The sequence below is a fragment of the Paraglaciecola psychrophila 170 genome (assembly GCF_000347635.1).
Classification (GTDB): domain Bacteria; phylum Pseudomonadota; class Gammaproteobacteria; order Enterobacterales; family Alteromonadaceae; genus Paraglaciecola; species Paraglaciecola psychrophila.
Genome location: NC_020514.1, coordinates 597844 through 611130 on the forward strand (window position 1 = coordinate 597844; position 13287 = coordinate 611130).

At 42.1% G+C, this 13287-nt stretch carries 10 protein-coding genes and 1 other RNA gene; 10 read left to right on the forward strand and 1 reads right to left on the reverse strand.

All coding sequences use genetic code 11. The annotated features are described in order from the left end of the window. Position 1: 1 nt before the first annotated feature. The 10 genes from C427_RS02665 (at position 2) to rnpB (ending at position 10754) form a co-directional block, all read left to right on the forward strand. The gene (locus C427_RS02665) at positions 2-2071 is read left to right on the forward strand and encodes a tetratricopeptide repeat protein (protein WP_007636218.1); all 2070 of its coding nucleotides are present in this window, start codon (positions 2-4) and stop codon (positions 2069-2071) included. Then, positions 2068-5163: a tetratricopeptide repeat protein gene (locus tag C427_RS02670; protein WP_007636219.1), complete on the forward strand. Its 3096-nt coding sequence runs from the start codon at positions 2068-2070 to the stop codon at positions 5161-5163. The genes C427_RS02665 and C427_RS02670 overlap by 4 nt, the downstream gene beginning before the upstream one ends. Further along, positions 5150-5872 carry a tetratricopeptide repeat protein gene (locus C427_RS02675; RefSeq protein ID WP_007636220.1) on the forward strand — a complete coding sequence of 241 codons (723 nt, stop codon included), beginning with the start codon at positions 5150-5152 and terminating at the stop codon, positions 5870-5872. The genes C427_RS02670 and C427_RS02675 overlap by 14 nt, the downstream gene beginning before the upstream one ends. Then, on the forward strand, positions 5869-6171 hold the full coding sequence (locus tag C427_RS02680; RefSeq protein WP_007636221.1) for a hypothetical protein: 303 nt from the start codon (positions 5869-5871) through the stop codon (positions 6169-6171). Before C427_RS02675 ends, C427_RS02680 begins: the two co-directional genes overlap by 4 nt. A gap of 58 nt (positions 6172-6229) precedes the next feature. Next, the gene (locus C427_RS02685) at positions 6230-6901 is read left to right on the forward strand and encodes a MotA/TolQ/ExbB proton channel family protein (protein WP_007636222.1); all 672 of its coding nucleotides are present in this window, start codon (positions 6230-6232) and stop codon (positions 6899-6901) included. A 79-nt stretch (positions 6902-6980) separates the two neighbouring features. Further along, positions 6981-7574 (forward strand): ExbD/TolR family protein, encoded by a 594-nt coding sequence (locus C427_RS02690; RefSeq protein ID WP_007636223.1) that lies wholly within the window; start codon positions 6981-6983, stop codon positions 7572-7574. Beyond that, positions 7571-8137 (forward strand): ExbD/TolR family protein, encoded by a 567-nt coding sequence (locus tag C427_RS02695; protein ID WP_007636224.1) that lies wholly within the window; start codon positions 7571-7573, stop codon positions 8135-8137. The genes C427_RS02690 and C427_RS02695 overlap by 4 nt, the downstream gene beginning before the upstream one ends. Next, positions 8134-9207, forward strand: coding sequence for an AgmX/PglI C-terminal domain-containing protein (locus C427_RS02700; RefSeq protein ID WP_007636225.1), 1074 nt, complete (start codon positions 8134-8136; stop codon positions 9205-9207). The genes C427_RS02695 and C427_RS02700 overlap by 4 nt, the downstream gene beginning before the upstream one ends. 195 nt (positions 9208-9402) lie before the next feature. Continuing rightward, a complete protein-coding gene (locus C427_RS02705) occupies positions 9403-10287 on the forward strand; it encodes a transporter substrate-binding domain-containing protein (protein WP_226991081.1) in 885 nt (294 codons plus the stop codon). 78 nt (positions 10288-10365) lie between these two features. Then, an RNA gene (gene rnpB, locus C427_RS24310) (RNase P RNA component class A) lies at positions 10366-10754 on the forward strand. Positions 10755-10999: 245 nt separating this feature from the next. Here rnpB and C427_RS02710 read toward each other — a convergent pair. Further along, on the reverse strand, positions 11000-13270 hold the full coding sequence (locus C427_RS02710; protein ID WP_007636227.1) for a TonB-dependent receptor: 2271 nt from the start codon (positions 13268-13270) through the stop codon (positions 11000-11002). Positions 13271-13287: the final 17 nt, after the last annotated feature.

A 13287-nucleotide genomic window follows, 5' to 3' on the forward strand; every position in this document is an offset into this window, starting at 1 on the left:
TATGTTGAAGTGGTTTAACGCGTTAAGTTGTTGTTTTACTTTGGTGACGAGTTTCCACATCAATGCCAAAGATGACGCCCAGCAGACTCAGCATCGCAATTCTGTGGCGCTAAAAAAAGCTTATCAACAAGTATTGTACGAATATTATCAAGGCAATTTTTCCTTAGCGTTAACCCAAATGGCTATTTTAGAGCAGAAGTTCCCCAATGGGTTGACCCAGATACCCGATTCTTTGAGTGGCTATCAAGTTGAACCTGAGTTACTAAAAGGCGGGATCAGTTTGGCCTATGGTTTAGATAACCAAGCTGCTAATATTTTCCTGCGTTTACTAAAAAATAATATCAAGCCTGATGTCACAGCCTATTCTTGGTTATTGTTGGGTAAAACGTATTATCAAAAACGCCAGTTTTCAGATGCTGCACATGCTTTTCAGCAAATTAAACCACACACTGCAGATGAATTATTTGAGCCATCCACTCGCGATAATTGGCTGTATATGCAATCGCAGTTACATGGTTTTTTATTAAAACAGGGCACTAACACTACTAATACTACTGATATTCAATGGTTACAACAGTTATCAGAGAATTCCATTTACCGCGACTATGTTCAGTACAACCAAGCGTTAGCCTTACTGCAAAAAGGTAATAACCAACAGGCTATTTCTGTTTTGTCTACTTTGATAAATAACGATAATAGCTTTGTCAGCCGCTGGATGGATTGGGCTGATCCGCTATTTAGTGATAACGATGCACCAAATGTTGACGCTGAGCGAGACGCTATTCGCGACCGCGCTAACCTAACGCTGGGTTATACATTACTACAAAACGCTGAGCCTTTTGAAGCGTTCAGAGTGTTTGAAAATATCCGTACTGATGGTTTAGACGCAGAAGCCGCGTTGTTAGGTTATGGCTGGGCAGCGGCTAAAAAGGATGAATTACAAACTGCCTTGGCGATTTGGCAACGCCTAATACTCATGCCGCAAAATAGTGAATACACCCTAGAAGCTTATTTAGCCAGCGCTTATGCCTATGAAAATGCATTTGCACCACGTCAATCATTGCAAGTTTTGCAATTGGGCCTAGATCGCTTCAAACAGGCTTTAGTGAACCTCAATCAAGCAGAGAAAGAGGTTAAACAGCGCCAGTTTATTTTGGATTTACTGCCTAATAAAGACAAGCAGCTAAGCGTCGACGCGGATGTAAGCCTGTCGCTGAATACTAAAGGTCGGCCATTTAATACGGCTCAGCTGTTTGATAGTGTGTCTGTCAGCAATGAGTTTAGGGCAGGGTTGTTGGCGCTTGAGCAAAATCGTGACCTACAACAGCAATTGCTCAATTGGCAACAACGACTGCAGCAATATCATTTGATGTTGGACGAAAGGCAAGTTGAGCGACGCAAACGCGCTAAACACATTTTACAAAATCGTATTTTAGAGCAATTACCCGCGCTACAAGCACAGCGCGATGTCATTGCGCAGGTTATCGCTACCGCTCAAAATCAGCAAAATGGCCAAGTTTTAATGAGCCTACAAAGTCAACAATGGTTAGACCGAGTAAAGCGTTCGGAAAAACGTTTAGTCACTATTACTCAACTTAAAAAACAGCTAGATCAACCTCTTTTAGCTGATTCTTATGAAATGCGGGTCGAGCGCGTTGCAGGGCGTTTAATATGGCAAGCAAGTGAAGCTTACAGCGCAAATCATTGGCAAGCCCAGAAGGCATTGCAGCAACTCGATGCTGAAATTAGCAAAGCACAACAACGTCAGCAGCAACTTCTTAAGCAGTTGGCCGCCAAACCTGACTTTGCTGAGCAAAGAGACAGAGTCAGCTCGTTGGCACAGCGTATTAGTACTGAAATTGTCAAAAGTAATGGCTTACAAAATGCACTGGTTAGCCAGTTGTCTGACACCTTTACGCAGTTTATTCAGGCGCATAAACTAAAGGTTAGTCACTATATATTGCAGGCGCAATTAGCCATGGTACGTTTGAACGATCAAGCGTTACTAAAAAACAGTGACAGCCAAACACCACTGAATGACACATCAGTAACAGAGGATGACCCGTTATGAAATTAGGTTATTCACTGCTCGCGGTTGTAGCTATGTTGTTAACGTTATCTGGATGCGGATTGTTTTCAAGTGACAGCCCACAACAGGTGCCACAAGCACCCTCTATCAGTAAACAAACTCTTGGCGATGTATATTTTGAAACATTGCCACTCGACCATACACCTTTAGAGCAGCCTGAAACTGAAACCATGCGAGACGCCTATAAGGCGTTACTTGATATTGTCGCTGACCCGCAAGCTACCCAAGGCGATCCGCTAGTTAAAAAAATAGTCCAGTACCGGCTCGCCGACTTAGAAGTGTCTCTGGCAGAGCAAATGCAGGAAGACGGACTACCTATTGATTCAGCTGGACACCAATTATTTGATTTAGCCATAGAGCAATACCAACAATTGCTGGTGGAGCATGCACAAAACCCAGATAACGTAGAAGTGCTCTACCAGTTAGCTAAAGCCTATGAACAACAAGGTCAAATGCAACAGAGTTTTGCTACTTTGCAGCAGTTATTAATACAATTTCCTCAGAACATCTACCTCGCTGAAATCCACTTTAGGATGGGAGAAGTCGAGTTTAATCGTGCTAACTACGCATTCGCTATCAATGCCTACAACAATGTTTTGGCACAAGGTGACCAAAACCCCTATTACGGCACTGCGGCATATATGTTGGGTTGGGGTTATTTTAAAAATGAACAACAAAGCGAAGCATTGAAGGCATTTACTACCTTGCTTGATCATCAATTACCGAATGAAATTGTTGCCCAGCAGATGTTGACTCAGGTAGACAGTCAAGCACAAATTGAGCGTTTACCTGTGGGTGAAAAACGTTTGGTAAACGACACTATTCGTATTATGAGTTTGTTGTTTTCTTATCAGGACAGCCAGCTTTCTTATCAAAATAGCGACGTTGCATATCCAGCTCAGAGTGTTGCCACTCATTTTAAAAATGTCGAAAGTAGGCACTATGAATATGTGTTGTACGACGCATTGGCGCAACACTACCTGAACAACGACAGATACCGTGATAGCGCTAAAGCATACCAAGCCTTTACTGAAAATCACGGCGACCATTTTCAAGCGCCGATTTTTGCGGTTAAACAAATTGATGCTTATATTCTAGGTAAATTTCCCACTTTAGTATTACCCGCCAAGCAGGGGTTTGTGACACGTTACGGTATTGCTGGAAAATATTGGCTTAATTGGCCAATTGTGTTGCAAGAACAAGTGGCACCTTACCTAAACGAATATTTACAAGAGCTTGCACAATATGAACATAGCCGCGGGCAAATGTTAGCCAGCGCGAGTCAAAAAACTAACTTTGAGGTGAGTGATAACAATCGACCTTCACCTCAAACGCTACAAGCACAAGCCACACAAGCTTTGTTGTTAGCGTCTAAGTGGTATCAGCAATTTATCCTGACGTTTCCTAAGGATAAGCAAACCCCTGAATCAACTTACCGTTTAGGTGAAGCTTTATACGAAGCGCAGCAATATGCAGCGTCTATTCATGCATTTGAACGGTATGCTTATCAGCATCTTCAACCTAATACGCATATAACCACTGCTCATCCTAAAGCAGCAGAAGCGGCTTATGCTGCAATTTTAGCTTATCAGAAAATTCAATTATTGCCTGAAGTGCCTTTAGTCGCTTTAGATTTATTAGGCCCAGTAGGTTCCTTAGACTCTTTGGCATTGCAAAATAATAACCAGCATTCTAGTTGGCTAGACAAACAGCTGATTGCTCAAGAAAACTTTGTGAATAATTTTGTTGATGATCCTAGGGCAAGTGACATTCTGTATAGCCGCATGCAACAGCTTTTCACCTTAAAACGTTATGACTTGGCTATTGCTGGGGCTACAAGATTATTGGATTGGCAACCAAAAGTGCAATCTGATAAACGCTTAGCCAGTTACTTAGTAACAGGGCACAGTCAATTTGCGTTACAGCAGTATGCACTGGGGGAAACGACATATGACCAAATTCTACGACTGTTGCCAGATAACGATCGCCGTCGCCTTGATATTCGCGATCGATTAGCCGCAAGCATCTACAAACAAGGTGAGCAGAATGTTAGCAACAACTATTTACCCTTGGCGGTTAACGACTTTTTAAGAGTGTTAGCAAAAACACCTGGGTCAGCTATTCGTGTCAACGCACAATATGATGCCGCGACCTATTTGTTAGAGATGCAACAATGGCAACAAGGGATTGATTTATTTGAAGACTTTAGAGGCCGTTTCCCCAAAGATAAGCTGACGGCCGGGATCCAAGATAAGTTGATTGAGGCTTATCAGCAAAATAAAAATTGGCAACAAGCCGCGGATGAATTATTGGTTTTACACCACGCTAACCCTGAGTCTGAGGAGGGCAGGCAAGCCTTGTATGTAGCGGCGCAGTATTTGAACAAGATTGATAACAGACCACAGGCATTAGAGGCTTACCGCACTTATGCCCACAGCTATGCTAAGCCCTTTGCTGAAGCTAACGAAGCCCGCGTCATTATGAGTGAGTTTTATCTGGCAAGTAATGAGCCCAGTAAGCGGCGTTTTTGGTTGAATAAATTAATTCAAGCAGATAAACAAGCACAACAATCCCCCGATATTGAACGTGCTGTTCGGACTCGATATTTAGCGGCAATGGCGTCCAATGTGTTTGCCGATGACAAGCTATATGTATACAAAAAAATCAAATTAACGCAGCCATTAAAAGCTAGCTTAGCCAAGAAAAAAACGGCATTAAATAATGCGCTCGATGCCTACAATAAAACCTTGGATTATAAAGTGGAAGAGTTCAGTACTTCAGCCAACTTTAGTATTGCCGACATTTATCATCAACTTGCCAAAGATTTGATGACATCCAGTAAGCCAAAAAATCTCAATGCCTTGGAGCTGGAGCAATATGATTTACTGCTTGAAGAGCAAGCTTACCCGTTTGAAGAAAAAGCCATCGATATTCATGAAACCAACGCCAAGCGAAGTTGGCAAGGCAGTTATGATGCTTGGGTCCAAAAGAGTTTCAGTGCCTTAGAAAAACTGTTGCCAAGCAGATATAACAAACAAGAAAAGAGCGTGGAGGTGACGGATGAAATTTACTAATATTATCTTGAGTTTGATGAGCCTCGCTTTACTCAATAGTTGTTCTAGTTTATTGCCTTTTGACGAAACAGAAAAAAACGTGTCAGAAGCCGTAGAAGAGCCACTGAGACCATTGCAAACTAAGGTAAACACTTTACAAACGCTGCCTAATCTATATAAAACCCAGACGAGAAAAGATAAAGCCAGTGCCCAGACTCTACACCAATTCCAAGGGGCTTTATTACTCAAGCAGCAAGGTAAGCTGTCTCTAGCTAGGGAACGGTTTATTGCTTTGTCTGAACAATACCCAAACCTTTCAGGAGTCTGGTTACAACTAGCATTGTTGGCTAAGCAGCAAGATAACGATGATATACAACTACAGCACAAAGAGATGACCCGATATCTTAATAATGCGATTTCTGCTAATCCACTCAATTACTTAGCCCACAACGAGTTTGCTTTGGTTTTGCGGCAACAAGGTCAATTTCAGCAAGCTTTAAGCCATTATGAATCGGCCATAAAAAGCTGGCCTGCGTTTGCAGAGGGATATCTCAATCGCGGCATATTATACGATCTGTACATGGGGAGAAAGTCTCTGGCTTTGGTCGATTATGAGCTTTATCAAGCGTTGTCGGATGACAATTCACGGCAGTTAAAAGGCTGGATAATTGATTTAAAGCGGCAAATCAAACGTGACCAAGCAGTCACTGAAGCTGGAGCGATGTTATGAATACAATCAAGGGCTGTTTTTTGGGGATGGTTTTTGGCATGGCGTTATGTTTAATGAGCAGTATGCTTCATGCTCAAGAGACTAGTGTTATTAAGTTAGAAGAGACCATTCGAGGTAACCAAGAGCAGCCTAAAGTACTAACCATAGTGCCTTGGCAATCCCCTAAAACAAAACAAGCTTTACCTAGCCCTATTGTTGAACGAATCAATAAGACGTTTGTGCCGTTACAACGGGACGAACTGAAGCGTCAAATTCAAATTTTAAATAATAAAAATGTTATACCCCAACCCTTAGGCTAATACCTAAAAAACCTGGGTTAATAGATATAATTAACAGATTACTTAGTAGGAGTCAGTGATGGATTTTTTTGAAGTGGTAGTTCGGTTTTTTCAAGAGGGCGGTGCGTTTATGTTTCCTATCGCCGTTGTGTTGGCAATAGGCCTAGCGATAGCTATAGAGCGATTTTTCTTTTTAAGTTTCTCTAAAAGTGTCAATAAAAGAGCTTTTAAACAAATGGAGCCGCTGCTGAATAAACATGATTATAGCGGCGTGTTAAGTTTTGCTAGTAATGATAAAGCGCCTATTAGCCGTATTATTGGTGCAGGTATGGCGCGTTTGAATCACAGCCAAAGGCGTGAAGATATCGAATATGCGATGGAAGAAGGTTTAATGGAAACGACGCCTCGACTAGAAAAGCGCACTGCTTATTTAGCGACGCTGGCAAATATCTCAACCTTATTAGGTTTGCTGGGAACTATAATTGGTTTGATTGCCGCATTCTCTGCGGTGGCGACAGCTGACCCATCAGAAAAAGCCAGTTTGTTATCCCAGAGTATCTCGGTGGCAATGAATACGACCGCCTTTGGTTTGATTGCAGCTATTCCACTTTTGGCTTTTCACTCGGTGTTACAAACTAAAACTACTGAGATCATTGATAGTATGGAAATGGCTGGGGTGAAATGTTTAAACGCATTGATAGCCCGTAATGATTTGAATACCCAATCTCGTTCCACTGATGAGAATCGATAGATTTCTATTAATAGATAATGATCAATAGATAACGGTTCATAGAATATGCCAACAGATTCTCCAAGCATAGGAATAAGATATGGCGGGTAAAGCTAAATTCGGGCGAAGTGGTCGGCGCATCAAACCAGAAGCTGAACTGGACATCACCTCTTTTATGAATTTGATGATAGTACTGGTGCCAGTGTTATTGATGATGATGGTGTTCTCAAGGATCACCGTTTTAGAACTTGCTTTACCGCAGCTTGGCGAAGCAAATGAACAAAACATTGATGTGAAAGATCAGCGTTTGGAACTGGTTGTCAGAGCCGACAATATTGCTGTGTATTATCCGCAAGGGTATTTGGTTAAAAATATCGCGGTGACCGAACAAGGTTATGATTATCCCACCTTACAAATGGTGCTAAGGCAAATTAAGCAAACTTTAATAAACAAAAATATGGATAAAAAAGCAGCGACGTTGTTGCTGGAAGAAGATATTCCTTATCAAGTGATTGTGGCCTTAATGGATACCACGAGATCGTATCAAGATGTACTGATAGCTTCAGTTGTTGATGCTGAACTTTTTCCCGAAATTTCCTTAGGGGATGCACCTGCCGCTATTGAATCTAAAGCGGTGGCAGCAACCGAACTTATTCCTGGCGCATCAAGTGAGTCTTCTAGGAGTGCAAAATGAAAAAATCAGCCAGAGCTATGCGCATGCAGCGCCATCACAAACGTATGGCCAAAGACTCTAAACTCAGTTTAGTTTCTCTGATGGATATTTTTACGATTCTGGTGTTTTTCTTAATGGTTAACGCATCAGAAGTGCAAGTGTTACAAAACAGTAAAAGTGTGGAATTGCCTGAATCAACGGCACAACAAGCAGCGAAAGAAACTTTGATTTTAATGGTCAACAATAACGACTTGATCTTGCAGGGCCAAAAATTAGCCGACGTACAGATTATTCTGAGCCAAAATGACGATGTGATCCCCGAACTGGCAACAGAGCTGGCATATCAAATTAATCGCGCAGGTAACAGTGGCGATAAAGATGCCGATGGCAATGATATCGAAAGAGCGATTACCATCATGGGCGATAAGAATATTCCTTATACCTTACTCAAACGTATTATGCAGACATGTGCCCAAGCTGGGTTTACCAATATATCTTTGGCTGTCGAAGGGCAAGAACCTTCTTTGCAGCCCGATGCAGGCGATGTGAATAATGTGGTTGTAGCGCAAAGAGACGGACTATGAGTGCAGTCAGCATGAATGTGCACACCGCCACAATAAACAGTAAGCTGTCAGAGCCCAATGCATTTCTTACTGTGCTGCCTTGGTCTTCCAGTGAGCTTGAAAATAAACGCTTTAAAGTTATCACTATGGTTGTTTTGTGTATCACTTTAGCCTTTGCGGCAGTGGTGAAATGGCAGGAATTACCAGAACGGGCTCGCGCTGAGAAAGAAAAAGTACCGGCACAATTGACGCGCTTAATGACGCCCAGAAAAGTAGAACCAGCAAAGCCGAAACCTATTCCAGAGCCGAAGACGGTTGCACCGAAGCCGGCCGCACCGAAGCCGGCCGCACCTAAGGTTGAAAAGCCTAAACCTTTGCCACCTGAACCAGTAGAGCCAAAAAAGACACCGCCAAAAGAAGTCAAAAAAGCGCCTCCTAAGCCGGTTAAGGTCAAAGTGCCCACCCAAGCAGAAATAACCGAACAAGCAAAAACTAAAGCTAAACAATCAGGTCTATTAGCCTTCCAAGATGATTTGGCCAGTATGCGCGATAACACTAGCCTGAGTAATTTAGCGGATACCGAAACCATTAAAGGCGCAGGAGCCAGTAACCAAACCCAGCGTAAGTTTATCGGTAAAAAAGTAGCGGGAAATAGTGGTGGCGTAGATACCAGTGATTTGACGACTAATGTTGGCTCAAAAGGTGAGCTGGCAGGCAGGAAAAACACTGAATATGTCGCACCTAGTGAAGGTTTAGCATCATTGGCAGCTAAACAACTTGAAATACAAGACCGTGTTTTGGGTAGCCGTCAAACGGAATCCATCCGAAAGGTGCTTGATGCTAATAAGGGGGCTATTTACGCCATCTACCGTAAAGCGTTACGCTCGGACCCTAGCTTGCAAGGTAAGGTAACCGTTAAATTAAGCATAGATCCAAATGGTGGCGTGTCTGAGGTTGAACTGGTCTTTAGTGAACTTAATTCAGAAGATGTTGAAAATAAATTACTGCGTCGCATTAAATTGATCGATTTTGGTGACCAAAACGTGACTAAAACCCTACTCGATTATTCGTTTAACTTTTTACCCTTCTAAGATAATTAAATATGTTTAATGAATATGTCGAATTTGCTGTGACATATCATAAATGGCATCCCTAAATGTAGTCTAGGGAGATATTATGCTCCTTGTACTAATGGGTGAGTAGTAATATATTGTTATCAATAAATTTTTTAATTTCTCAGGAACGATAATGCACCCAACATTTCAATCCTTAGCGAGTTGTTATCTGTGAGCCCTGTTGAAAAGACAATTTATACAACGCTGTGTTTTTTATTGATTATGTTACAGCCTATTACAACTTGTCATGCCGCTGAAGACGTCATCAAATATGTCAATTCAAGCTCCGATCGTGACCAACAAAAAACCTATTATGTTGCTTTGCTACAATTAGCCTTAAAAAAAGCAAAGCATAAATTTGGCCCCGCCTCTTTACAAGCTTTTGGAACCTCTATGGTATACCGACGCAAACTGATGAGTCTCAATAGTGGCAAGCTTGATGTGATGTGGGCCATGACTTCAAAGCAACGGGAGCAAGACTTGTTACCCATTTTGATCCCTCTTTTCAAGGGACTTATCGGTTATCGAGTAATGGTGATCCAAGATACCAAGCAGCAGGAATTAACACATACACTAACTACACAGCAGATTAAGAATATGGTTGCAATACAAGGAATAGATTGGGCGGATACAGATATTCTTCGGACAAATGGTTTCAAAGTAGAAACATCAGATTGGTACAAAAGTTTGTACAAAAGTGTGAGTGAGGGATATTACGATTATTTTCCTCGGTCTATTTTAGAGCCTTGGGCAGAAATGCAAAAATATCGATTTAAAAATTTAGTGGTTGAAAATAAACATCTACTTTATTACCCGGCTGCCATGTATTTCTTCGTACAAAAAGATAATAAAGCCTTAGCGCAGAGATTGGTGTTTGGTTTAAACCAAGCTATTGACGATGGCAGTTTTGACAAACTTCTTTATAACTATCCGGCACATCAAGAGGCACTCTCTAAAGGAAAATTAAGTACTAGGGTTATTCATAAACTATCGAACCCTTTTCTACCTAAAACAGCTCCATTAACTGATAATCGTTTGTGGCATCAACTGCAATAATGAGCACAATATTCGCAACAGCCAATTTGTTGGGTATTGTGATTGTATCTAATCTATAACCTGCGTAAAATCCGCCGCGGAGTTGGCCAGACAATCGCCGTTCAGTTTTCATTCTTGAATTTCTGAAGGGAGGAAAGTCCGGGCTCCATAGGGCAGGGTGCCAGGTAACGCCTGGGCGGCGCGAGCCGACGACAAGTGCAGCAGAGAGAAGACCGCCAGTTTGTTATTCGTAATAAATCGGTAAGGGTGAAAGGGTGCGGTAAGAGCGCACCGCGTTGCTGGCAACAGTATACGGCAAGGTAAACTCCACCCGGAGCAAGACCAAATAGGATCTCGTATGGCGTGGCCCACGTTGAGATCGGGTGTGTTGCTGGAGCCAGTGAGCGATTGCTGGCCTAGATGAATGATTGTCGCTGTTTGTTTTCGAACAAACTTCACAAAACCCGGCTTATCGGCCAACTCCAACTAATTGTACAAAAGGGATGGCGCATGCCATCCCTTTTTATTAACCATTATTTTAGGCCTTGGTTAATCTACAGCCTAGAAAATAATGAAGTAATTATCAGAACTGCTTACTCTAGTAAGTCTTTTAAAATAACTCCACGGCTCACGTATTGTATCTTCTGATATGCTTTCATTAATATTTTTTTTAATGCAAAATGCTTATAGACTAGTAGTTTATAAGCATTAAATTAATATCTGTTAAGTTTTACTAGAACGAATAACCCACACTAAAGGTGATTGTTCTAGGTAAAATAAAGCGCCCATTGGGTGCTGTTGGGTTACGAGGATCACCTTCCGTTAACGCATCTTCATCGGTTAAGTTCTGTATGGCTATATTCATGTTTAAGCCACTATCATTAGCAACGGTGAGTCCTAAATCAAGACTTTCGTAACCGTCTAGCACGACCGTGTTGCCGGGATCAGCGAACCTGTCATCAATAATAGATAATGTGCCGTATAACGTGGCGTAGAAATGTTCCATTTCAAAGTCATAGCTTGGTGTAACACGTAATTGAAAACCTGGCTGACGCTGGGCTTCATTACCAATGATGGTCGCATCGGCAGAGTCTACAATTTCCGAATCTTGAATGGTTGCATTCAGCGATATAGCGAGTCCATTATCAGCATAGTATGCTGCATCAAATTCAATACCCATGGCTTCGGTTGCGAATAAATTTGATACGCCGCCGGGTATAGGCGTTTGAGAGCTTTCGACTTCATTATAAAAGCCTGTTGCATAAACATTGTAATTTGAGGTAGCAAGTTTATAACCTAACTCAAATTGAGTGACATCAGAGATGAGGTCATTGCCGTTTGAATAGCTACCGAAATTATCGCGAAAGTCATCAAAATAGGGCATTTTGCTACCTTCACTATAGCGCGTAAACACACCTGAATCTTTTTCAAACTGCCAGTTCACACCCAGAGTATAAGCCACATCAGATTCATCATACTGAACCGCTTTAGTTATGACCCCATCCAAACCTTCATCTACACTGTACTCAATTTCATGATTTTCGTTTCTTATACCGATATCTGCACTTAGGTCATCACTAAATTTATAATCTAAAGCCGCATAAAGTGCTGTGGTTTTACCATCACCGGTGCTGTTGATATCGTAGTTCCAGCCGCAGCCAGCCACACTGATATTACATTCAATACCAGCTAGCGCTTCACCACCACTTTGCACCACGTGATACGCGTGATTACCTAATGCCCACCAGTCATTCGAAGAATAACTAGAGCTGAAAAGCCCAACCGAAGCCTTGAGGGTATCGGTTGTCTTTGTTAATGCTAAATCATTAGTAAATGATTCGATGTCTTTACGCACAACCCAGCGACCAAGTTGTTGTACCGCTGTGCTGCCACTGTATACATTACCTGTTACTGAACCTGTAGCAGAATCACCACTATCAGCGACGGATGAGAGGGCTACCGGGTCGCCATTTGTCACTAAACCTAAAGTATCAGCTTCACCCTTGGTAAAAGAGAAACGGTCGACAAACGTCCAGCCATCACCTAGTTCTAAGTTAATGCTTCCGCCAGAAACTGAACCATCCCAGCCACGGCCTTCACCAAAATCAACAGCTTCACTGGTGCTATCATCTTCTGGACCGTAGTTGATGGTGGCTTGTCTGTTTAGTGTACCTAAATGTACAAAGCTGTTGTCCACACCATCTATTAAAGGTGAAGGTGTGTACCAAGTGCCATGATCATCTGTGATGCGGGTGTAAAGGTTAATTTTACCGTTGTCTAATTCTTTGGTCAGGTTGATGGTAAATTGATTGCCTTTCTCTGAGGTGAAACCAGCGTCTCTTACCCCTGAGCTTTGTTGTACGTAACCCCCAATCATGTAATAAAAGTCTTCATCTAATGCACCACTTAGTACTGCATCAATACGTTGTAACCCATAGTCTGACGTGGTGTACTTAAATGTACCTTCGGTTATTTCGCTGCCTTCTTTAAGCAAGAAATTGGTGGTTAATCCTGGTTGTCCATTGGATAATACTGAAGCGGGTCCACCCCGTAATGCATCCATGAACTGAATCGTTTCGTCAACGCGAAATAATGTAGAGTTCTCAAGAAAAGAAACGGAAGGAGGGGTATATATCCCAACTCCTTGCAGTTGAACCGTTAAAAAAGGTGCATCGCCACCACCAGGAAAACCCCGGACAAATACGTTGGCGCCTGATACTCCGCCAGAGCTTTCTGCCCAAACACCCGGTACTGCTCTAAAAAGCTCGGCCGTGCTCTTAGGGGCTAACTTTAAAATGTCTGCTGCACTTAATGAGGTAGAGGCATAACTCGCGTCTACCTTTCTAATTGCGGTACCACTTGCTGTACCCGTTACGATAATTTGTTCAATAAAACCTGTGTTGTTACTTTCATCTGACGCTTCTTCTTGAGCGATAACTGGGCTTGCTATGATAAATGCAATGCTGAGTGGAAGTAATTTTTTATGGAATGTTTTAGTTTTCATTGTTGTTACCTACATGT